The sequence below is a fragment of the Parasedimentitalea nitratireducens genome (genome assembly GCF_057444295.1).
Genome location: NZ_JBYAXC010000007.1, coordinates 110,205 through 132,418, shown reverse-complemented (window position 1 = coordinate 132,418; position 22,214 = coordinate 110,205). Strand labels below are relative to the sequence as shown.

General features: G+C 56.9%; 22 protein-coding genes. 17 read left to right on the top strand and 5 right to left on the bottom strand.

Going from position 1 to position 22,214, the window contains the following annotated elements; all coding sequences use genetic code 11:
* Window positions 1–98: 98 nt before the first annotated feature.
* The 7 genes from AC2T28_RS18520 to AC2T28_RS18490 all read left to right on the top strand — a co-directional run bounded on the left by AC2T28_RS18520 (window position 99) and on the right by AC2T28_RS18490 (window position 6,139).
* On the top strand, window positions 99–1,094 hold the full coding sequence (locus AC2T28_RS18520; protein ID WP_486750130.1) for a glycosyltransferase family 2 protein: 996 nt from the start codon (window positions 99–101) through the stop codon (window positions 1,092–1,094).
* A complete protein-coding gene (locus AC2T28_RS18515) occupies window positions 1,091–1,480 on the top strand; it encodes a GtrA family protein (protein WP_486750129.1) in 390 nt (129 codons plus the stop codon). Before AC2T28_RS18520 ends, AC2T28_RS18515 begins: the two co-directional genes overlap by 4 nt.
* 17 nt (window positions 1,481–1,497) lie before the next feature.
* Window positions 1,498–2,253, top strand: a complete 756-nt coding sequence (locus tag AC2T28_RS18510; RefSeq protein WP_486750128.1) for a methyltransferase domain-containing protein — start codon at window positions 1,498–1,500, stop codon at window positions 2,251–2,253.
* A complete protein-coding gene (locus AC2T28_RS18505) occupies window positions 2,250–3,692 on the top strand; it encodes a hypothetical protein (protein WP_486750127.1) in 1,443 nt (480 codons plus the stop codon). Before AC2T28_RS18510 ends, AC2T28_RS18505 begins: the two co-directional genes overlap by 4 nt.
* Window positions 3,693–3,921: 229 nt before the next feature.
* Window positions 3,922–4,626 carry an ABC transporter permease gene (locus AC2T28_RS18500; protein WP_486750126.1) on the top strand — a complete coding sequence of 235 codons (705 nt, stop codon included), beginning with the start codon at window positions 3,922–3,924 and terminating at the stop codon, window positions 4,624–4,626.
* Window positions 4,626–5,336 carry an ATP-binding cassette domain-containing protein gene (locus AC2T28_RS18495; RefSeq protein WP_486750125.1) on the top strand — a complete coding sequence of 237 codons (711 nt, stop codon included), beginning with the start codon at window positions 4,626–4,628 and terminating at the stop codon, window positions 5,334–5,336. Before AC2T28_RS18500 ends, AC2T28_RS18495 begins: the two co-directional genes overlap by 1 nt.
* The gene (locus tag AC2T28_RS18490) at window positions 5,333–6,139 is read left to right on the top strand and encodes an ABC transporter substrate-binding protein (RefSeq protein WP_486750124.1); all 807 of its coding nucleotides are present in this window, start codon (window positions 5,333–5,335) and stop codon (window positions 6,137–6,139) included. The genes AC2T28_RS18495 and AC2T28_RS18490 overlap by 4 nt, the downstream gene beginning before the upstream one ends.
* An 85-nt stretch (window positions 6,140–6,224) precedes the next feature.
* Here the strand turns inward: AC2T28_RS18490 and AC2T28_RS18485 are convergent, their stop codons facing one another.
* Genes AC2T28_RS18485 through AC2T28_RS18475 form a run of 3 tightly spaced genes read right to left on the bottom strand, consistent with a single transcriptional unit; the run spans window position 6,225 to window position 8,472 of the window.
* Window positions 6,225–6,704, bottom strand: coding sequence for a DUF6505 family protein (locus AC2T28_RS18485; RefSeq protein ID WP_486750123.1), 480 nt, complete (start codon window positions 6,702–6,704; stop codon window positions 6,225–6,227).
* A complete protein-coding gene (locus AC2T28_RS18480) occupies window positions 6,704–7,408 on the bottom strand; it encodes a biotin/lipoate--protein ligase family protein (RefSeq protein WP_486750122.1) in 705 nt (234 codons plus the stop codon). Before AC2T28_RS18480 ends, AC2T28_RS18485 begins: the two co-directional genes overlap by 1 nt.
* Window positions 7,405–8,472 carry an Mrp/NBP35 family ATP-binding protein gene (locus AC2T28_RS18475; RefSeq protein WP_486750121.1) on the bottom strand — a complete coding sequence of 356 codons (1,068 nt, stop codon included), beginning with the start codon at window positions 8,470–8,472 and terminating at the stop codon, window positions 7,405–7,407. Before AC2T28_RS18475 ends, AC2T28_RS18480 begins: the two co-directional genes overlap by 4 nt.
* A gap of 66 nt (window positions 8,473–8,538) precedes the next feature.
* Here AC2T28_RS18475 and AC2T28_RS18470 point away from each other — a divergent pair, with 66 nt between their 5' ends.
* On the top strand, window positions 8,539–9,282 hold the full coding sequence (locus tag AC2T28_RS18470) for a hypothetical protein (RefSeq protein ID WP_486750120.1): 744 nt from the start codon (window positions 8,539–8,541) through the stop codon (window positions 9,280–9,282).
* On the opposite strand, the gene AC2T28_RS18465 is transcribed toward AC2T28_RS18470, so the two are convergent.
* On the bottom strand, window positions 9,276–11,222 hold the full coding sequence (locus AC2T28_RS18465; RefSeq protein ID WP_486750119.1) for a 4Fe-4S binding protein: 1,947 nt from the start codon (window positions 11,220–11,222) through the stop codon (window positions 9,276–9,278). The genes AC2T28_RS18470 and AC2T28_RS18465 overlap by 7 nt on opposite strands.
* A gap of 375 nt (window positions 11,223–11,597) precedes the next feature.
* Here AC2T28_RS18465 and AC2T28_RS18460 point away from each other — a divergent pair, with 375 nt between their 5' ends.
* From AC2T28_RS18460 to AC2T28_RS18420, 9 genes are all read left to right on the top strand, one after another.
* Complete coding sequence (locus AC2T28_RS18460) at window positions 11,598–12,137, top strand: DUF3305 domain-containing protein (RefSeq protein WP_486750202.1); 540 nt, start codon at window positions 11,598–11,600, stop codon at window positions 12,135–12,137.
* Complete coding sequence (locus tag AC2T28_RS18455; RefSeq protein WP_486750118.1) at window positions 12,134–12,766, top strand: DUF3306 domain-containing protein; 633 nt, start codon at window positions 12,134–12,136, stop codon at window positions 12,764–12,766. Before AC2T28_RS18460 ends, AC2T28_RS18455 begins: the two co-directional genes overlap by 4 nt.
* A gap of 14 nt (window positions 12,767–12,780) precedes the next feature.
* Entirely contained in the window at window positions 12,781–13,398 is a 618-nt protein-coding gene (locus AC2T28_RS18450) for a TorD/DmsD family molecular chaperone (RefSeq protein ID WP_486750117.1), read from the top strand.
* Between the two features lie 43 nt (window positions 13,399–13,441).
* Window positions 13,442–13,633 (top strand): twin-arginine translocation pathway signal protein, encoded by a 192-nt coding sequence (locus AC2T28_RS18445; RefSeq protein ID WP_167685046.1) that lies wholly within the window; start codon window positions 13,442–13,444, stop codon window positions 13,631–13,633.
* Window positions 13,634–13,744: 111 nt separating this feature from the next.
* Complete coding sequence (locus tag AC2T28_RS18440) at window positions 13,745–16,639, top strand: formate dehydrogenase subunit alpha (protein WP_486750116.1); 2,895 nt, start codon at window positions 13,745–13,747, stop codon at window positions 16,637–16,639.
* 12 nt (window positions 16,640–16,651) lie between these two features.
* Window positions 16,652–17,245 carry a formate dehydrogenase FDH3 subunit beta gene (gene fdh3B / locus AC2T28_RS18435; RefSeq protein WP_486750115.1) on the top strand — a complete coding sequence of 198 codons (594 nt, stop codon included), beginning with the start codon at window positions 16,652–16,654 and terminating at the stop codon, window positions 17,243–17,245.
* 164 nt (window positions 17,246–17,409) lie between these two features.
* Window positions 17,410–18,567: a formate dehydrogenase subunit gamma gene (locus AC2T28_RS18430; RefSeq protein ID WP_486750114.1), complete on the top strand. Its 1,158-nt coding sequence runs from the start codon at window positions 17,410–17,412 to the stop codon at window positions 18,565–18,567.
* Between the two features lie 114 nt (window positions 18,568–18,681).
* On the top strand, window positions 18,682–18,816 hold the full coding sequence (locus tag AC2T28_RS18425; RefSeq protein ID WP_486750113.1) for a hypothetical protein: 135 nt from the start codon (window positions 18,682–18,684) through the stop codon (window positions 18,814–18,816).
* On the top strand, window positions 18,816–20,165 hold the full coding sequence (locus tag AC2T28_RS18420; protein ID WP_486750112.1) for a sigma-54-dependent transcriptional regulator: 1,350 nt from the start codon (window positions 18,816–18,818) through the stop codon (window positions 20,163–20,165). The genes AC2T28_RS18425 and AC2T28_RS18420 overlap by 1 nt, the downstream gene beginning before the upstream one ends.
* Window positions 20,166–20,240: 75 nt before the next feature.
* Here the strand turns inward: AC2T28_RS18420 and AC2T28_RS18415 are convergent, their stop codons facing one another.
* Window positions 20,241–22,190, bottom strand: a complete 1,950-nt coding sequence (locus AC2T28_RS18415) for a cache domain-containing protein (protein WP_486750111.1) — start codon at window positions 22,188–22,190, stop codon at window positions 20,241–20,243.
* Window positions 22,191–22,214: the final 24 nt, after the last annotated feature.

Sequence of the window (22,214 nt, the reverse complement as noted above, 5' to 3'; positions counted from 1 at the left end):
GACAATGCGAGCCCACCCGGATCGGGTTGGCTTGGTGTGTCGAATTCGTTCAGTATTCAGGCCATCGAGTAGACAAAATAGATGTGGGGACGAGTAAGGTGTACCTTTCCGTTGTAGTACCCTGCTTTAACGAGGACGAGTCAATTCCAATGCTAGTCGAAAGACTGGCGCAGGCAATTGAACCTTGGGCAGATCGGGCCGAAATCATTCTGGTGGATGATGGCTCAAACGATGAAACATGGGCCGCTATGGAAGCGGCTAGCATAAAGGTGCCCCAGTTGCGCGGGCTGCGCCTGTCGGCCAACCGTGGCCACCAGGTGGCCCTGACCGCCGGGCTCGAGGCTGCCCGTGGTGAGCGCGTCTTTATGCTTGATGCGGATCTGCAGGATCCGCCTGAAATTTTGCCTGACATGATGGCGATGATGGATCGTGGATATGATGTGGTTTACGGGCGCCGGGCTGAACGCAAGGGCGAGACGCTATTCAAACGCATGACGGCGCACCTGTTCTATCGGTTCCTGAACAAACTATCCGACGTGCCTATTCCCAATGACACGGGTGATTTTCGCCTGGTCAGCCGCCGTTCGCTTGATTCAGTGCTTGGGATGCCTGAACGATCCCGATTTATCCGCGGTATGTTTGCCTGGGCTGGCTTTCATCAGGTTGGGTTGGAATATGTCCGCGAAGCACGGGTGGCGGGCGTCACCAAATATCCGTTCCGCGCCATGCTGCGCTTTGCCACTGATGCGCTGACCGGATTTTCCACAAAACCGCTCAAGATTGCCACCCGCCTGTCTTTTGTCAGCTTGCTCATCACGGTGTTGATGGGGGTTTACGTCTTTGGCTCTCTGGTGCTGTTTAACACCGCCCCTGGTTGGGCCTCGATGTTGCTGGCGATCTCCTTCTTCTCGGGAATCCAACTGCTGACTTTGGGGATTTTGGGCGAATACGTTGGCCGCCTGTATATGGAGAGCAAGCAAAGACCTCTGTACTTTCTTTCTCAGGAAACCGGCCAACCCGGGCAATTACAACAAGCGGCAGATGTTGAAGTTGCAGAACCTTCGAAGAAGACTGCTAAGACCGAGCGATCATGATCAGCGAAAGCCGTTTCAGGATACTGCGGTTTGGAATAGTCGGAGGTACAGTAGCCGCGATATACGTGCTTCTTTATCTTGGACTTCTGGCGTTGGGCATGATCCAACCTTTGGCCAATGTACTGGCTTTTGGTGTGGCGGTTGTGGTGCAATACATAGGGCAGGCCTGGTGGACATTCCGCCAACCCTTGGCGCTGCCTGAACAGATCTTTCGTTTTGGCTGCACAATTTCGTTGGGCTTCCTGGTGTCGGGCATAATTACCGGGCTGATTGGTCCGGCTTTGAACTGGCCCGAGGTTGTGGCCGCTGCAGTGGTAACAGTGGTGTTGCCGGTACAAAACTATCTAATCTTCCGCATCTGGGTTTTTGCCCATGCCGGTGAATAAGTAAAATCGGAGCAGTCATGTCTCATATCTATTCCAACCAGTTTTTCGACTACATCGACACCGGCGCCCGGACATCTGCGCAGGCGATGATACGAGTGGTGCAACCCTGGCTAGGCGCCAAGAGTGTACTGGATCTTGGTTCGGGACGCGGTGTCTGGCTAGGCGAATGGATCAAGGCAGGCGTCACCGATGTCGCCGCTGTTGATGGCGATTATGTTGATCGTGAACGGCTGGCAGTGCCCAAGGATCAATTCCATGCGGCCGACCTGACCAAAGTGGTGGATCTGGGGCGCAAGTTCGATTTGGCTCAGAGCCTCGAGGTGGGTGAACACCTCCCTGAAGAGGCGTCCGGGATTCTGGTTGAAAGCCTGACGCGTCACGCGGATCGAGTGCTGTTTTCCGCAGCTGTTCCCGGGCAAGGAGGGGAGTTTCACATCAATGAAAAGCCACTTTCGTTCTGGCAGGATCTATTTGCAAAACGTGGTTTCGCGCCCTTTGATTGCGCGCGTCCCGAGTTGAAAGACGCAGAGGGCGTTGAACCCTGGTATCGCTACAACACTGTGCTGTACGCCAATGAGGAAGGCCGCAAAGGGCTGTCCCCAGATGTTCTGGCAACAGAAGTCCCAGTTGGGGAACAGGTGAAACTAGCCGGTGGTCTTGGTTGGCGCCTGCGCCTGATAGTCGTCTCTTTGATGCCACGTGGCATGGTGACCAAAATCGCACAGGTTCGTGCCGGTATTTTGGCGCGCAAGGCACAGCGGGCAAACGGATGAGTGACGCTGCAACGCCGGTTGAAAACTGTCGCCTAGCCCAATTTCCGGTACTGACCACGACAATTGTCTTGACCTTTCTAGGGTTGTTGTTGGCCATGGGTGCGCAGGTTTTGGACCCGATTGTCCGACATGACGATTTCCCGGCATTGCTTGCGGATCCATCCGGCTATTATCTTAAAACTCTCTATGAAGGGCGTTGGATCAACTATCCTTGGCACCTTCGAGGTTTCATAACCCCATCTTGGCTGAACTATCTGGTATACCAATTCTGTTGGTCTGTTTTTGCCGCTAGCCTAGCTGTGGTCGCGTTAGGAGATAAGGGCGGTCTTTGGCACCGCGTGGGTTTGGCTTTGCTCGTAGCTATTGGCCCGTCGGCTACACTTATGTCGTACTGGTATAACACCTTGATACCGGGAATGGCATTGGTCGCACTCTATGCCTGGCTGTCTACGCGGCTTAGCGAGAAACCGGCGCGCTGGCTCTTGGTCGTCTTTGTGCCGATGACACTCATGGCTTACACAACTTACCCGCTGTTTCTACTGGCGCTTTGCCTGGCTCGGACTGAAACACGGCGATCATTTGGTGACCTGACCAAGGTGATGGCCCTGTTCATTGGTAGCTTCGCGCTGGGCATGGCGCTGATCTTCACCTTCAACTATTTGGAACATGGCATATTTGGCGTGACCATGGCCCCTTGGCGCGAAGGAAACCCGGCGCATGATCTTGCTTCGGCTCTGGAGAACTCCAAGCGCATTTGGGGGTTCTTACAAGCAAGCGCTTTTGTGCAGGGTTTTGGGTCTGTCCCATTGTCGATTGTGCATCTCGTGCTGCTTGTCGCTTCGATCGGTATCGTTGGCCGACGTGATCCTTGGCGGGTGACCTATATTCTTTGCGGCGTTTTTGCTGGCCTGGGGCTGATTTTTATCCAGACCGTGAAAACAGGGATCTTCTTACCCGTGCGCGTCAATGGGTTTGCTTGGGCTGGCTACATTGTGTTGCTCACCCTGATGATCCTGCAGCTGAGCGAAAAGGGTGGACTGACCAAACGGATGAGCACCAATGTGCTTAGGTTCTTTGTCTTGGCCTACATGGCTGGAACCTTCAAAGAAGCACTGGGCTTTACTGCTTGGCAACAACAAACCCGCGAGCTGGCTGCCGTCATCGGAACGGGGGAAACTCCGGTTTATGTGACTGGTACATACAAATCGCTGCCAAGCGCTGAGAACGCTGGAATCCAGCAACCACGTGGGCTGCGTTCGCGGCTAACCTATCTGAACGGACGAACTGTTTTCACGTGTGAGGAAGAACCAGAAAAATGTGAAGACCTGCCTGTAGAAATGCTTGCGGACATCCCCATGGGCAATGTCGAGGTCCACCATTTAGAGGACAAGGTTGTGGTGCGTCTGTCATCGCAAAGTGCTCAAGAGGAAGAGCAATAAGGCACTGGCAGCCTGGTTGCTAATACAGCAGGCACGTTTGGATTGCGCATCGTCATGCGCAATCTGACCTGAGGTCGATGTTGCTGGAGGATTCAGTTGGTCAAACTGACCTTTTGTTAGACCTTTGTCGTTTTTGCCTATTTCTACGACCTATCCTGTGATTTGGAAGTTGCGGCAGCCGTGCTAGGCTGTCGCGATCCGTGTGACGAGCAGGAGCAAACCGGAAATAATGTCAGACTTGTGGAACGGAATGGCACAGGCCTTCTGGTTGGTGGTAACGTTGGATGCTGATCTGGTTGAGATCAGCCTGCGCTCGCTTCGCGTTACTCTGACAGCGTTGCTTATCGCCTCGGCGATTGCTTTGCCATTTGCTGCGTTTCTTTCGGTACGCCGGTTCCGCATGCGCCGCATCACCATTGCGGTGCTGAACGCCCTAATGGGATTGCCGCCGGTTGTTGTGGGCTTGGTGGTCTACGTATTCCTGTCGCGATCCGGGCCGTTTGGGGTGTTTGGACTGCTGTTCACCCCCACCGCGATGATCATCGCTCAGGTGATCATCATCGTGCCGCTGATTGCTTCGATCGCGCATCAATCCCTGCGTGAATTGTGGAGCGACTACCATGACTTGCTGATATCGATGAATACCACCCAATTTCAGCGTATTCAGGCGCTGCTGTGGGATGGTCGCAGGGCGTTGCTGACGGCTGCCTTGGCAGGCTTTGGTCGCGCCATCGGAGAGGTCGGCGCAATTATGATTGTTGGCGGCAACATTGATCACGCCACCCGGGTTCTGACCACGGCGATTGCTCTGGAAACTGGTAAGGGTGAATTTGCCATAGCATTGGGGCTTGGCTTTGTCCTGATCGCCATCGCCGTCACGGTGAACTTGATGATCCACCGGCTTAGCCATACTGAAAGCGAGGGCCGCTGGTAATGCAGATGTTTCCACTTATCGCCCATCAGGCAATGGTGCGCCGCCGTGGCAAGGTTCTGGCCGGACCAATTGACCTGACACTCGAAGGGCAGGGTGTGACTATCGTGATCGGGCCCAATGGCGCTGGCAAAACCACAATGTTGAAGATGCTGCATGGCATTGCACGCCTAAACGGTGGCAGTCTCGACTGGGCCTGTGACATGGCCGAAGCACAGAAACGCCAGGCCTTTGTGTTCCAGTCCCCGGTGATGATGCGACGGTCGGTGGTTGATAACATTGCCTACCCTCTGCGCTTGATCGGAGAGACAAAGGCCAAGGCAAGGCAACGCGCTCAGGACTGGGCAGAACGGGTTGGTCTGGCGCACGCGCTGAAACAACAGGCCACGATGTTGTCCGGCGGCGAGAAGCAGAAACTGGCCCTGGCCCGTGCCCTGATCCGTGACCCCGAAGTGCTGTTTCTAGACGAGCCCTGCGCCTCGCTGGACGGGCGTGCCACGCGCGAGATTGAAGAGATCCTGACCCGCGCTGCAGCCGACGGAACCCGCCTGATCATGTCGACCCACAATATGGGCCAAGCTCAGCGATTGGCGGACGAGGTGATCTTTGTCTTGCACGGCAAGATCCACGAATTTTCAAAGGCCGAGCAGTTCTTTGCCGGGCCTGAAACCAAACAGGGACGCGCGTTTCTAAGAGGAGACATTGTAGAATGAAACACATGCTGATCGGAGCGGTCACCGCTGTGGCATTGGCCACCTCAGCATATGCCGACACGATGAAGATGGCGGTCACCACATCCTTCCATAATTCAGGTCTGTCGGATGTTTTGCTGCCCGCGATCCAGGGAGATCTGGGGCTCGAAGTGCAGCTCTTGGTGGTGGGTACAGGCCAGGCGCTGCGTCTGGGTGAGGCCGGTGATGTGGATGCGATCCTGGTGCATTCAAAGAAGGCCGAGACGAAATTTCTGGCCGGTGGCAACGGCACTCACCGTCGTGAGATCATGTATAATGATTTTGTCTTTATCGGCCCCAAGGATGATATCGCCGAGGTTGGTGTCGCCTCTGATGCCGCCGGCGCCTTGCAGAAGATCGCTGGTGCCAAGGCGACCTTTGTCAGCCGTGGCGATGACAGTGGAACTCACAAGAAAGAGCTGAGCCTGTGGACGTCAGCAGGTCTGGAGGTCGAGGGGTTTGACGGATGGTACAATGCGGTTGGCGCAGGCATGGGCGCGGCGCTGAACACTGCCGCAGGCATGAACGCTTATATCTTGGCTGACCGTGCCAGCTGGCTGAACTTTGCCAACAAGGGGGATCTGGCGCTGCTGTTTGCTGGTGATCCGGTGTTGTTCAACCAGTACGCCTATATTCCTGTCAGCCCTGAAAAACACGCCCATGTGAAAACCGATCTGGCCCAGCAGCTAGAGGCTTGGCTGGTGTCAGACCGCGCCAAAGTGCTGATTGATGGCTACCAGATCAATGGCGAAACACTGTTTGTGTTCAACGCAGTGCACCAATAGGCGAATTTTTGGTAATGAGTGCAAAGGCGCCAGTCCATGGCTGGGACCCTTTTTTTGTTTTGCAGTGTTTGCTCAGCCCGTGGTTTTAAGTGCCGGTATCGCCGTGAATGGCGAATTGCTCTAGTCCGGCATCCTGCGGCTCGATCGCGCGGAAGCTTTCCCTGATCCCAGCGCTGGTCAGTTCGCGGCTGACGGTGAGCAAAGTGTTTGCCTCATGATCCTCACACAGCCCGCGCATCTGCGACAGTTCCTCTGTGGCAACGGGGCGGGCGGCGGCAATGTCTGGCGCTCCGTAGTAGGTCACGAAATGATGCGCTAGCAGGTCGGTCAGAATATCCAACTCGCCTTGTTCAATCTGGGTGACAGCAACAAACGTCACGCGACCAGCGGTTTCCAGACCCATCCAACCATTGGCAAAGGCTTGTTTTGGCTTGCCACTCAGATCTGCCTCGCTCCAGTTGGAAAATTCAAAACCACCCGAAACGCACCATTCCCCAGTGCGGGCCGGACTGGCAAAAACGCGTTGATCGCTTTCGTCAAAATGAATGGCACGGGCAAGTTGCATCAGGGGTTCTCCAGCAGAGTTGTCAGGGGAATTAGGTGAGTTTTATCATCGGCACGCAGCAGCATGCCAAAGTCTTCGTCGATGCCAAGGAAAGTGCCCGATTGCCCGGATTGAACCGCTTCTTCGCCAACACCATGGGCCAAGGCGCGCCATTCGGAATGCAGCGCCTTGCTGCCTTCATCTTCCCAGCGGGTGATCCAGTGCAGGCTGTGACGCGCCCAGCTCTCCAATAGCGCGGGTGCTTCAACATCCGCGCAGCCTTCGGCATAAAGGGCCGTGTCGTCTGGTGTGTTGCCACTGTCCTCGGAAGCAGGCCACAGCGGCAGTTCCAAGCCAACGACCAACCAATTGGGCACCGCGTCAGGATCGGCGGTGCTGGCAGCGGTGCGCAGGGTTCCACAGCGGGCTCCGTTGACGCGGATCTGCCCTTGCCATTCCAGATGAACAGCAACCTCTGGCGGGGCCAGCGCGCCAAGGGCGTTCTGAAAACCAACACCGCAGGTCGGCAGCATTGACATCGCCTGCCGAAGGGGGACTTCGGGGGCGAACACCATCGCCGCGCGCAACTGGTCGGGTGCCAGATTGTAGGTCACCAACCCTGCGTCACATCCCAAGATTGCTTTTTTGCAGGCGGTCTCAAACGGATCCTCTTGCCCGCTGACAGCATGGCCCGATAGCAGTGGTGGAAAGGCGACCTCGCTCATGCGGCGCCCCGTTCAACCAGTGTTTTGGCAATGGACTGGAACACCTGTGCCTGCGGGCTGTCGGGCTTGCTGACCACAATCGGTGCCCCACCATCCGAAGCCAGTCGCACGTCCAGATGCAGCGGTACTTCGGCCAACAGCGGCACGTTCAGCTTGTCCGCTTCGGCAGCAACGCCACCATGGCCAAAGACATGTTCCTCGTGCCCGCAGTTCGAGCAGATATGGGTCGACATGTTTTCAATCATGCCCAGGATTGGCACGTGAAGCTGATTGAACATGTCGATGCCTTTGCGCGCATCAATCAGCGCCACATCCTGCGGTGTAGACACAATGATGGCACCATCGACCTCGGCCTTTTGTGCCAGCGTCATTTGCACGTCACCAGTGCCCGGCGGCAGATCCACGATCAGCACGTCCAGTGCGCCCCATTGCACCTGCATCATCATCTGCTGCAGCGCGCCCATCAGCATTGGTCCACGCCAAACCACGGCCTGATCCTCGTTGGTCATCAAGCCAATCGACATCATGGTCACACCGTGATTGCGCAGCGGCAGAATGGTCTTGCCATCCGGACTGGCAGGGCGTCCGGAAACGCCCAGCATACGCGGCTGCGACGGGCCATAAACATCCGCATCCAGCAGCCCAACACGCCGTCCTTGCGCCGCCAACGCACAGGCCAGGTTGGCCGATACGGTTGATTTCCCAACGCCACCTTTGCCCGAAGCAACAGCAATGATCCGATCCACGCCGGGGATTTTTTGTGGTCCAGCGGGCTGCGCGGGTTTGGATGGTTTCAGATCGGGTGGCGGTGTCTTGGCGGCATGACCAGTCAGCAGGGCCGAGACTTTGTCGACACCTTCAAGGTCGGTTACGATCTTCTCGGCAGCGTCGCGCACCGGGCCATAGGCGTCAGCCTTGGCTGGGTCGATTTCAAGCACAAAGCGGACCTCGGCCCCTTCGACGGTAAGGGCGCGCATCACGCCTGCGCCGACAATATCGCCGCCACTGATTGGATCGGTGATAGTTTTCAGCGCGGCTAGAACAGTTTCACGGGTGAGAGACACGTTTGTGTTGCTCCTTGGATTGAGGGGGTGCTTGACGAATGGGAGGAGGTCTTCCTACCATTTCGCATGACCCGTCTGATTTTTCTGATTTATGTCTGCCTGAGTTTCGCACCGATTGCACGGGCGGATGACAGGCTTGTTCGATTGTCTGCGCCGCTCGAGCTGGTGGAGAGCGGCCTGTTGAAGCATCTGCTGCCGAGGTTCTCGCTGAAAACTCAGATCCGGGTGCAAGTTGTACAGGCGAGCGAGGCCCATGAGATCGCCTTTGGGCCTGATGGCAAAGCGCTGTTTGTCGGACCCATGGCCACGTGGCACATGCAGGTTCTGACACCCGACCATCCCGGCACCCGCCGGTTTATCGACTGGCTGAATTCTGAGGTTGGGCAACGCACCATCACCAGCTACGCGCCGGGTGGGGAGCAGATGTTCCGGCTTCCTGATGAGGGCGAGGTAGAAACTGTCGCGCTGGATTTTGACGGCGACGCCGCCACGGGCAAACAAGTGTCGCGGCAAATGTGCGGTCGCTGTCATGTGGTGTCCAGAGACTCTACAATGAACGCCATTGGTTCGACCCCGTCGTTTTTTGTGCTGCGTACGTTGGACAACTGGGCGGACCGCTTCCAGACGTTCTATGTTCTGAATCCGCATCCGTCCTTTACCCAGGTCGAAGGCGTCACAGCACCCTTTGCGGCTGACCGGCCTCCACCGATTGTGCCGGTTGAGATGACACTCGACCAGTTGGAGGCCATACTGGCCTATGTTGCCAAGCTGGAACCGGCCGATTTGGGCGCGCCTTTGCAGCATCAGTGATCGCGACGCTTGCTAAGATAGTCGTCGGTGGTGCGCACCTTGGGGCGGTCACCGCCAGCAAAGGGTGAGTTTTCCTGATGGTATTGGGCGTCGACGCGGCAGTCATCGCACATCTGGATCATCCGCGCGGCATTCGCATTCTGATACATTGAGTGCTTGCCAGCCAGTTTCTCCACTATCTTCTCAACAGTGGATTTCACTCCGAACAAGGACCCGCATTCAATACAGGCAAAGGGCTCTTCCTCGTGCAAAACAGCCTGTGACAGTGCACTGTCAGCCAGATTCAACTGCGGCTCCAATGTGATCGCTTTCTCTGGGCAGGCGCTGGCACACAACCCGCACTGCAAACAAGCATCCTCCTGGAACCTCAGCTGAGGTAGATCTTCGTTGTCGCCCAACGCGCCCGAAGGGCACAGCGAGACACAGGACAGACACAGGGTACAGGCGCTGGTATCCACCAGAACCGCACCATAGGGCGCGTCAGTGGGGAGCGTCAAAGCGATTGCCTCAGGGTTCAGTGCCCTGGCAGCCTGTCTTGTAATCTGGCGTCGTGTTCCCACCGGACGTACGATATTGGCGTTTGCAGCGGGGACTTCTGCTTCAAACAACGCTGTGCTCAGGCCTTCGGGATCAAAGTGGTCCAACAGCGCCATCTTGTCACCGCCAATGGCTGTGGCCAGTTCGACCTCACGCTCCAGCACCTCGCGTTCCACAGTGGGGGACAGCAGAATGTCTACATGGGCAAAACCCGCAGCCAGAGCCGCCAAAATCTCTGCGTGGCCAAAGGTATTCAGCGCTTCCAACTCTAGCGGCACAACATCCGCGGGCAGGCCGCGGCTGAGACGGGCGGCATAGCTGATCATCTCGCGGCCATGTTCATTGACCACCAGCAGCCGGGGGGCAGTGCCTCCTGCATCCAGAAACGCCTTGGCCAATGTCTGAATGCGGCGGAACAGACTGTCGGTTGGCGGCGCATCATAAGTCAGCGCACCGGATGGGCATAGCGTGGCACAGGAGCTGCACCCGGCGCAGATCATCGGGTCAATACTGACATGATCTCCCCTGGAGGTGATGGCTCCGGTTGGGCAGATGTCCAGACAGTTGCTGCATCCGGTCTGACCTGCCCGTGAATGGGCACATAGCAACGGTTCGTTGCGCACATAGAGAGGTTTCTCAAAAGTCCCAACCAGTTGCACGGCCTGCAAAACAGCGTAGGCGACCGACGGGGCATGTTTTGGATCAGCACGCAGGTATCCTTCACGTTTTTCAGGCGCGGGGAACAGCGAGCTGTCGCCGGTCAGATCCAGAATGATATCGCAGTTGGTGTGTCCGCCGTCGCGCGGCGCTCCCCATCCCCAGTTGCGGCCAGCGGGGTACAATTGCTGCAACGCATCAAATCGCAGGTCAAACTGTCCCAAGGCCCCGGATGCATGGGTCAACCGACCCCGGATCACCTCAAACGCGCGGGTCGTTGGTGGCTCAATGCCATCTTCCAGCACCACGGTCACCGCCAATGCATCTTGCAATTTGGCGGCCGCTTCCAGTGCCACTTCGGCAGGTCCGAGGATCAGGCACAACCCTTCCGAGATCACGTCAATACTTTTGGCTGCAGGGACGGAAAGTCCCGCCTCGGCGATCAGTGCGGACATTTTGGGTAGTGTTGAGGCCGTATCTTCGGTCCATCCGGCCCGGTCGCGCAGGTCCAAACAGGGGGGAGAGGGGGCGTCAACTTCAGCTGCCAGCTCCTCAAAAATCTGCTGTTCCTGGGCACAACAAATTGTTGCCTCACCCTCGGCAATTGCCTTGGCCGCGTCTTCGATTTGATCGGTGCACAGGGCGGAATGCAGCTTGGAGCAGCTTAAACCAGTGGCCTGTGATAGGCCCGCGGAATCGATGGTTTGTGACCCTGAACAGTCACATAAAATCAATTGCTTAGGCATGTTGTCCTCGCTTGCACTTTGGTCGGCAGATAGGGCGTTTTTCGCCAGATCTGGATCACAAACTAGGCATGATTCTGCGGGTTCGTAAACCGGTTTTGGAAACTCGAAGTGGGCGAACACAGCGCGAATCAGTGGGGGTGATTCGGATAATATGCCCGCTCACCATTTGTTGAGTGAATTAGTCGAATTAGACAAAACGACCGGACCGTTACATTAGGATAAAACACTCGCCCCAAATTGTCCGGATCTGAAGAAATACCGGCAAATCGCAAAAACCAGCTTTGGAAACCACAAGCAGCTACTGCAACTTAGTGGAGCAACTTAGCCAGATGGGACCGCAACGGGGTGATCCACAATCCAGACAAATTCGACACGATGCCGCTTGGCGTTGTGCTGCGCCGCGCCCCGGGTGTCACCCGGTGGGCCAAGTATTCGTGGAAAGCCGTCGCTGTCCTCCCCGGTGCGGCCGAAGCCAACTGGCAGCTGTTGCGCGATCAGGACGACGTCAGCGAGTTTCACGCTGCCACACTGGACCTGGAACTACATGGGTCGGACGCCGAAGCCTATCTGCACGGGCTAAGCACCAAGGTGCCCTGCATCTACGTCGTGTTGCGCGAAAGTGATGTCGTGACGCATCCGCTTGAGGTGACGCTGGTCACAGCCTCCCCCTACGAAGCACAAGATTATGCCGATAGCAGCGAAGAGATTGTCGAGAAAGTACCAATGCCGGATGGTCTGATTGCCTGGGTGCGGGATTTTGCACAGATGCATCACCACGAGGAAAAGTTCAAAAAACGTCGCCGCGACAAGACCGACATCGGAGCCTCCGAAGATGGCATCGGTGATGCACGTATATCCCAGATGGCTGATGTCTACCGCTCGCCGGTTCAGGCCAAAAAGGAGCGGCTGCAATGAGTGGCGGTGATTTCTGGGCCCGCCGCAAGGCAGCAGTTGAGGCCGAAGCTGTCGCGGATGAACGCGCCGAAGCCGTCGTACTGGCCGAGCAGCGCGATGCCGAACTGGCGGACAAGAGCGATGCAGAGATCCTAGCAGACTTGGATCTGCCAGACCCCGACCAAATGGGCGAGGGCGATGATTTTACAGTGTTCCTGACCGAGACCATTCCCACCCGCATCCGCACCCGTGCCCTGCGCCGATTGTGGTTGACCAACCCAGTGTTGGCCAATGTCGATGGGCTGGTCGATTACGGTGAAGATTTCACCGACGCCTCTTGTGTGGTTGAGAACATTCAGACCGCCTATCAGGTTGGCAAAGGCATGACCGCCCATGTCGAAGAGATGGCCCGTCAGGAAGTTGCCGAAGCCGAAGCTGAAGCGCTAGAGGCAGAAGGCTCAGAAATCGCCGACGATGAGCCCGCAGACGAAACACCCGAAACCATTATCGAGCAGCCTGAACAACCCGTAGTAGTGCAACCTGCTGCCGTTGCCGCTGCCCCATTTGAGCCCGAGATGGACGAGACCCCGACCTATGCCGCCCCGCGCCGTATGCGATTTGCATTCGAAGACGAGGTCGCCACGACATGACACAGGAGACACCAATGACAGCCACGGCCCAACAGGTCCAAGTGATGGAAGAGGATCGCCTGCGCGCGGATCTATACAATTTCCTGGGCCTTCTGCTGTCGGCCCCACCCGAGCAGATGCTGCTGGAACAAACTGCCGGTCTGTCCGGTGACGAAGGTGATCTGGGCACCGCGATCAACGCGCTGGCGAAACTGGCCGGCCTGTCGAAACCAAAAGCGGTTGAAAGCGAGTTTAACAAGCTGTTCATCGGGATGGGCCGCGGGGAGTTGCTGCCCTATGCCAGCTATTACCTGACTGGTTTCCTGAACGAAAAGCCGCTGGCCTCGCTGCGCCGTGATATGGCTGCACGCGGGCTGACCCGTGCCCAGATCGTTTATGAGCCCGAAGATAACATCGCCTCGCTGATGGAGATGATGGGCGCGCTGATCGTTGGCCGTTTTGGCGAGCCGGCTAGCCTGACTGACCAAAAGTCCTTCTTTAACAAGCACATCGGCCCCTGGGCCAGTCACTTCTTTTCAGATCTCGAGAGCGCAAAGAACTCGGTTCTTTATGCCGCCGTCGGCGCCGTTGGCCGGGTGTTTATGGAGATCGAGGCTGAGGGTTACAGAATGAGCGCGGAGCAATCCGCATAATTGGACGGGCAACCGTCTTTCACCAATGGGGAGGAGAATTCTCATGACAAGAAAGACCGAGGAGACATCAAGTCGCCGCGACTTTCTGAAACTGGCCGCAACATCGGCACCGCTGGCTGCGGTGGCTGTTGCGACCACCGGGGGCGAGGCGCAGGCCGCAGAACCCGACCTGTCATCCAACAAGATGCAGGATACGGCGCATACCCGCGCTTACCTTGACAGCGTGCGGTTCTAAGCAACCGGACGTGGTTTTCCATTGCAGGCAACTGGTTGCGAGACGCCCGACCGCCTGCTGATTTTCTTAAACCTAGCAAGCCCGAATTAACGGGTAGCAAGGGAGGTTATAATGCTTAGGAAAAAGACCAACGGGGTTGCGAGACGCCCCCAGCGGACAAGTATCCTTTCCAAGGTCGCGGATAGTTCCGTTGACCGCCGCGCGTTTCTGCGTGGATCAGGTTTGGCCATTGGTGGCATGACTGCCATCGCCGCCACTGGCGGGTCGGTGACCCGGGCCAGCGCGCAAACCGCAGCAAACAGCGCTGTGGAAACCGTAAAATCCATCTGCACCCACTGTTCGGTCGGCTGTACAGTTGTGGCGGAAGTTCAGAATGGTGTCTGGATCGGGCAAGAGCCCGGATGGGACAGCCCGTTCAACCTCGGTGCCCACTGCGCCAAGGGGGCTTCGGTTCGTGAGCACGCCCACGGTGAACGCCGCCTCAAGTACCCGATGAAAAAAGAGGGTGGTGAGTGGAAGCGCATCAGCTGGGAACAGGCGATCGACGAGATCGGTGGCGGCATGATGGATATCCGCGAGGAAAGCGGTCCTGACAGCGTTTACTGGCTCGGCTCGGCCAAGCATAACAACGAACAGGCCTATCTGTTCCGCAAGTTTGCGGCCTATTGGGGCACCAACAACGTCGACCACCAGGCGCGTATCTGTCACTCGACCACTGTTGCCGGTGTAGCCAACACATGGGGCTACGGCGCCATGACCAACAGCTACAACGACATTCACAACTCCAAGGCCATCTTTGTGATTGGCGGTAACCCGGCTGAGGCACACCCGGTTTCCTTGCTGCACATTCTCAAGGCCAAAGAGCAGAACAATGCACCGCTGATCGTTTGTGATCCGCGCTTTACCCGGACTGCCGCACACGCCGACGAGTATGTCCGTTTGCGTCCAGGGACCGACGTCGCACTGGTCTGGGGTATTCTGTACCACATCTTTGAAAACGGTTGGGAAGACCGCGAGTTCATCCGCACCCGTGTTTGGGGAATGGACCAGATCAGGGATGAGGTCAAAAAATGGAACCCCGAAGAAGTTGAGCGCGTAACCGGTGTTCCGGGATCGCAGCTGCACCGGGTTGCCAAGACATTGGCCAACAACCGTCCGGGCACCGTGATTTGGTGCATGGGTGGCACCCAGCACACCACTGGTAACAACAACACCCGCGCATACTGCATCCTGCAATTGGCGCTGGGCAACATGGGCGCAAGCGGCGGCGGAACCAACATCTTCCGTGGTCACGATAACGTTCAGGGCGCAACCGACCTTGGCGTGTTGTCCCACACCCTGCCAGGATACTATGGCCTGTCCAATGGCGCGTGGGCGCATTGGGGCCGTGTTTGGGGTGAAGATGACGAATGGCTGTCCAGTCAGTTCGACATGCTCAAAGGGGCTGATGGCAAGGAAAAATCCCTGCAAAACCTGAAGGGTATACCGGTCAGTCGCTGGATTGATGGCGTTCTGGAAGACAAGGACAACATCGATCAGCCCAATAACGTTCGGGCGATGGTTCTTTGGGGCCACGCGCCCAACTCGCAGACCCGGATGCCGGAAATGAAGACCGCGATGGAGAAGCTGGACATGCTGGTCGTGATCGACCCGTATCCCACCGTCTCGGCAGTTCTGCATGACCGCACCGATGGCTGCTATTTGCTTCCGGCCTGTACCCAGTTTGAAACCCGTGGGTCTGTGACTGCCTCCAACCGTTCGCTTCAGTGGCGTGACAAGATTGTCGAACCGCTGTTTGAAAGCAAAACAGACCATGAAATCATGGGCCTGTTTGCGAACAAATTCGGCTGGGCAGATCGTTTCTTCCGCAATATCGAAATGGAAGACGAAAACACCCCCAACATCGAAAGCGTCACCCGTGAGTTCAATGCAGGCCTATGGACCATTGGCTATACCGGCCAAAGCCCGGAACGCCTGAAGAAGCACATGGCCAACCAGCACACCTTTGACCGCACCACGTTGCGGGCTGTTGGTGGCCCTGCTGACGGGGACTATTACGGTCTGCCATGGCCGTGTTGGGGAACTGCCGAGATGAACCATCCCGGCACGCCGAACCTTTATGACATGTCCAAACCGGTATCCGAAGGTGGTCTCACCTTCCGTGCCCGATTTGGTGTCGAACGGGATGGCGACAACCTGCTGGCTGATGGTGTCTACTCGGTGAACTCGGAAATCCAGGATGGATACCCGGAATTCACCATGCAGATGCTGATGGATCTGGGTTGGGATGGCGATCTGACGGACGAGGAACGCGCGTCGATTGATGCCGTGGCTGGTCCTAAAACCAACTGGAAAACCGACCTCTCGGGCGGCATCCAGCGGGTTGCGATCAAGCACGAATGTGCGCCATTTGGCAACGCCAAGGCCCGCGCCGTGGTTTGGACCTTCCCGGATCCGGTGCCAATTCACCGCGAGCCATTGTACACCAACCGTCGTGATCTGGTCGAAGACTATCCAACATACGAGGACCGTCAGGCCTATCGCCTGCCAACCCTCTATGCCTCGATCCAGAAGAAAGACGTGTCCAAGGAGTTCCCGATCATCCTCACATCCGGCCGTTTGGTCGAATACGAGGGCGGCGGTGAAGAAACCCGGTCCAACCCTTGGTTGGCCGAGTTGCAGCAGGACATGTTTGTCGAGATCAACACCCGTGACGCCAACAATTTAGGTGTTCGTGACGGTGCTCAGGTCTGGGTCGAAAGCCCCGAAGGCGGCAAGGTCAAAGTGATGGCCATGGTCACCGAGCGGGTCGGCGAAGGCGTTGCCTTTATGCCGTTCCACTTTGGTGGGCACTTCCAGGGTAAGGACCTGCGGGACAAATACCCCGATGGCGCTGATCCCTATGTTTTGGGCGAAAGCTCAAACACCGCTCAGACCTATGGCTATGACTCAGTCACGCAAATGCAGGAGACTAAATGTACTCTCTGCAGCATCAGCGCAGCATAAGGAGAAAGAAAGATGGCAAGAGCTAAGTTCCTCTGCGACGCCGACCGCTGCATTGAATGCAACGCCTGCGTCACCGCCTGTAAGAACGAGCACGAGGTGCCCTGGGGTATCAACCGCCGCCGTGTTGTGACCATCAATGATGGTAAGCCCGGCGAACGGTCGATCTCGGTCGCCTGTATGCATTGTTCGGATGCGCCTTGTATGGCTGTGTGCCCCGTGGATTGCTTCTACCAGACCGACGACGGTGTGGTGCTGCACTCCAAGGATCTGTGCATCGGTTGTGGTTACTGCTTCTATGCGTGTCCGTTTGGCGCGCCGCAGTTCCCACAGGCCGGCAACTTTGGCAGCCGTGGCAAGATGGACAAATGTACCTTCTGTGCCGGTGGCCCCGAAGAAAACCACTCAACCGCCGAGTTCGCCAAATATGGCCGCAACCGGATTGCTGAAGGCAAACTGCCGATCTGCGCCGAGATGTGTTCAACCAAAGCACTGTTGGCTGGTGACGGTGATGTTGTGTCTGCGGTCTACCGCGAACGCATCGTTGCTCGTGGCTTTGGTGCAGGCGCCTGGGGTTGGGGTACAGCCTACGAGTCAAAAGGCGAGTAACCCGCGTTAACAGCACCGGCGGCTTTGACTGTCGCCGGTGCAACCGTATCCGGAATTTTCAAAATTCCAGCCCGTTTTCTGTCACGGAAAACGGATGATCAAATTGTTTTCAGAATGTCGAGGACCCGATGCGCGTTCTTCTTTGGCTCCTGGTTTGTCTAACCATGGCCTTGCCTGCTACGGCACAAACTGCCCCTGATCGTACCGCCACCGGCGGTGCCCAAACCCTTGCCGATATCTTGGCCCGCCAAAATGGCGAGGCGGTGGATGACGCGTTTCGTCGCGACAACATTGGCGACCCTGCTGGAATGCCGGGCGTATCGCAACTAGGCACACGGGGCGGTGTCTCGGATCCCGAATTCTGGCGCGGCTTGCGCTATGGATCAGCAGATGTGAGCGTCTCAACCGGCGGCGAGGTTGCCACGGTTCTGGTACAGGACGGCGGCATGAAATGGTTGGCCTTTCGGGCCGGCCCCTTGCGCCAATATGGCGGCTGGTTGCTGTTAGGGACCATTGCGCTGTTGGTGGTATTTTACCTCTTGCGCGGAAAAATTCGCATTGATGGCGACAAAACAGGCCGGACCGTGACACGTTTCAAAGCTTTTGAACGTTTCGGCCACTGGCTGCTTGCGGGTTCTTTTATCCTGTTAGGCATCACCGGTTTGTTCAACCTGTTCGGCCGGATTTGGATTGCGCCTTATCTCGGCAAAGAGGCCAATGCGACCCTGCTAGAGTTGGGCAAATGGGTCCACAATAACGTTGCCTGGGCTTTTATTGTGGGGCTGCTGATCATCTTTGTGATGTGGGTCATTCACAACCTGCCAGACCGCACCGATCTGGTCTGGATCAGCCAGGCTGGCGGTATCGTTGGAAGCAAACACCCCCCCGCCAAGAAATTCAATGCCGGGCAAAAGGTGATCTTCTGGTCGGTGGTCTTGTTCGGTGCGTCCATTTCGCTGACGGGTGTGTCGCTTCTGTTCCCTTATGAATTGCCATTGTTTGCCAAAAGTTTTGCCGTGGCCAACGACATTGGCCTGTCTGGTCTGCTTGGGTTTGGTGAGCTGTCGGAAACTCTCGCACCTCAGGAAGAAATGCAGCTGGCCCAGCTTTGGCACGCCATCCTGGCCTTTGTGCTGATGGCCATCATCATTGCACATATCTACATCGGCTCCGTTGGCATGGAAGGCGCCTATGATGCCATGGGCAGCGGCGAGGTGGACGAGGCCTGGGCCAAGCAACACCACAGCATCTGGCTGGACGAGGTGAAAAATGCCGAGAACACTGCGCCGCCTGGAGCCACTAAGGTGTCGTCATCTGACTGAACTATTCAGACTGTTGGCCATTCGTAATTCCTGACCAGTCCTGCTAGCGTTGCGTTGTGGGTCTGGCCAGATCTGGTCAGTTTTAAATCTTTTCCACGATGGAGACACAATACCATGAAAGCCATGTTGATCGGATTTGCCGCCATTTTGGTGATTGCCGTCGGCGCCAGTTTGCTGCTGCAACAGGCGGGCTTTGCCAGCCACGAGAAACACGCAGGACCCTCGGTCCGGCTGGATGTGAAGAACTAATGCAGAATACGACCACGCGCGATGAATATGGTGAAAACCTGGCGAGTGCTTCGATCCTGGTGATTGATGACGAGCCGGGAATGCGCAACTTCATGACCAAGATCCTGACCCCGCGCTGCAAACGGGTCGAACAGGCGGCTTCGGCTGCCGAGGCAAGTGCCATTCTGGATCAGTCGCATTTTGACCTAGTCATTCTGGACAATATCATGCCGGGCAAGACCGGTTTGGAATGGGTGCAGGAACAGCATCGGGTAGGGCTTTTTGCTGATACCATTTTGGTCACCGCCTATGCGGATTTGGAAACCGCCATTCAGGCCCTGCGCATTGGGGTTGCTGATTTTGTGCTAAAACCCTTTCGCGCCAACCAGATTCTCAATTCGGTGGCGCGGGCCCTGGATCGCAAATACCTACGTCGCGATAACTACCTGTTGAAACACGAGCTGTCTGCCGAAGGATCTGCTGCGCGCGGTCGCTTGCTGGGGAAATCAGCCGCGATTTGTCAGGCCCGTGAAATGCTGACCCGGCTTGCCCCGCTGCCAACACCGGTTTTGTTCACCGGCGCTAGTGGCACTGGCAAAGAGATCGCCGCCCGTACCCTGCATTCGCAGTCAGAGCGTGCCAACAAACCCTTTGTTGCGGTCAACTGCGCTGCCATTGCGCCGGATCGGATTGCGCACGAGCTGTTTGGCATGGTGGATGATCAGGACCGCCGCAAGGATGGTCTGTTCTTGCACGCAGATGGCGGCACCTTGTTCTTGGACGAGGTGGCGCAGATGCCCGATCAGGTACAGGCGGCACTGCTGCGGGTGCTCGAGGATCAACGCATTCGTCCGGTCGGGGCGGAACGTGATATCCCGCTAAACCTGCGGTTCCTGTTTGCCACCAACGCTGACTTGCAACAGGCCGTGGCCGACGGCCGGTTCCGCGCTGACTTGTATCACCGTATCAACGTCGTTGAGATTGTGATGCCGCCCCTGCGTGAACGGGTCGAGGATATTGTTGAATTGGCCTCGCTGTTCATGGAGCAGTTTGCGGTCAAGCTGGGCATGCCTGCGCTGGAGTTGAATGAAGAGACGCTACTGAAATTCAGTCGCTACGACTGGCCGGGCAACGTGCGCGAGCTGCGTAACCTGATCGAACGTTCGGTGATCCTGGGTGAGATTCCCGAGGAGTTCTCGGGCACCGGCTCCATCACCGGAGCCGCCGCGATTGAGACTTTGGATCTGGTGACACAACGCCATATCATGCATGTGCTGGATGCCTGCGACGGCAACCGGGCCGAAGCCTCGCGCAGATTGGGCGTGTCTCGCAAAACCATTGATCGCAAATGTGCATCTTGGGGGTTCTGAGGGGCGCTGCACCTCTTGTCGGATCAGGCAATTCACCCCGGGAGATTTCTGGCCAGATAAAGTTTGGATCCAGTGTTAGGTGGCAGCAGGGAGCCAGATGTTGAACTCGGCACCTGAACCCTCCCTGTTGTGGACCGAAATTAGGCCCCCGGCCCGTTGGATTAGTGTTTGGCTGATGGAGAGCCCCAAGCCGGTGCCTTCGCCCAGTTTGGTGGTGTAGAAGGGGTTGAACACGTTGCTAATGTCCTTGGATGTGATGCCGGGACCGGTGTCGGCAACTGTGAGCAAAGCACCGGTTTGATCCTCTCGATCTGCGGCTGTCAGGCTTAGGTAAATATCCCCTGCGCCTCCCATGGCTTGGGCTGCATTCATCACCAGATTGATGACCACCTGTTGCAGCTCACCAGGATTGATACTCACCGGCGGCGCTGTTTGAAAATCGCGATGGACGGTTATGTCCTGTTTCGAAATCACATGGTCCACCAGCACCAGGCAGTCTTGCACCACAGGGGCAACTTCAACGCTTTCCTCAAATGTGCCAAATTCGGTGGGGCGGGCAAATTGCAGAAGTTTCCCTACGATGGCGTCAATCCGTAGCACTTGATTGTCGATCAGATTCAGCTCGGTCTCGATCTCGCCCGCCTGACCTTCCAGTGTCATGCGAATAACATCGACATTGCCCTGGATCACCGCCACCGGATTGTTGATCTCATGCGCTACGCCTGCCGTGATTTCACCAATCGAGGCCAGCTTTTCGCTCATCGCCAGTTGCTTGAAGGTTTCCTCAAGCTTGCTGTTGGCAGCACGCAACTCGGCAGTGCGCTTGTCGACACGGGTGTTCAGCTCATCCGCCCAGTCGCGTAAGGCCTGATCGCGGTCTTGAACCTGATCCAACAAGCTGTCGAGGTGGGCCGCGACCTGACCAATTTCATCCTTGCTGCCAACGGCCCCGTTGCGCGCTGCCAGATTACCTCGTTCGACCTTTTTCATGGTTTTGCTCATGCGCTCCAACGGCGAGAAGATGCCTTTGGCCAGCCACAAAAACAAAGGGGCAGAAAGCGCCAGAACGCCAACAAAGGCCGCCATGATAGTCCAATAGGCGGCCCGTTTGGCTCGCTGGTATGGAGCTTCAAGAAATCCGACATACAGCATGCCAACACGACTGCCGAAACTGTCGGTCAGCGGCAGGTAGCCCGAGATATACCAATCATTGACCACAAAGGCGCGGTCCAGCCAAGTTTGGCCCAGGTTCAGCACCCGGTGACGCACGCTTGCCGACACACGTGTGCCTAGGGCACGGACATCCTCGAACAGGCGCACATTGGTAGACACGCGGGTATCATCCAGAAATAGGGTGGCGGTGCCCTGACGGTTTTCTCCGGCGCTGTCACTTAGATAAACCAGCGCATTGATGGTATCGATAAAGTCGAGATTGCGGTTCAGCAGGATGCCGCCAACAAGCACACCGTTGTGTCCCAATACTGTGACAGGAGAGGCGGTGTGTACCACCATGCCACGGTCCTCGGTGGTGCGTGCCGTGGGAACAGCCGCTTCGGTTTCGATTAGCGGAATACGGGCCTGTTGCTGGAGTTCGGATGAAAACTTGAGCAGGTCTTCGGCTGAGAAAATATCGATTTGCGAGCTAAGACTGCCCGCGGCCGCCGCAGCGATCACCGGCCACTTGGATGTTGGCCCCGACAGGCTGTCGTCAGGGATAAAATAAAGAAAGTCCAGTTGCAGTTCGGTACGGCGTTGATCCAGAAAACGCAGCCGCTCGCGTGGAGGGGCCAGAAGGACGTCGCTGAACACGGTCGACTCGGCAACGCTTCGGATGTCAGTGCTGGTCCCTGCCAATATCCGCCCGAGATACTGTTCGGCGATGCGCAAGTCACTGTCGACATTGGCAATCAGCATGTTGTCGTAATCGGCATTCCAGCGGGTCATCGCCAGCACCAGCAGCAGCGGCATCAGCACGCTGATCGGGATCAGGGCAAGCAGAAGAAGACGGAGGCGGACGGATTTCAAAATAGCGTTCCCGTAATCCGCAGG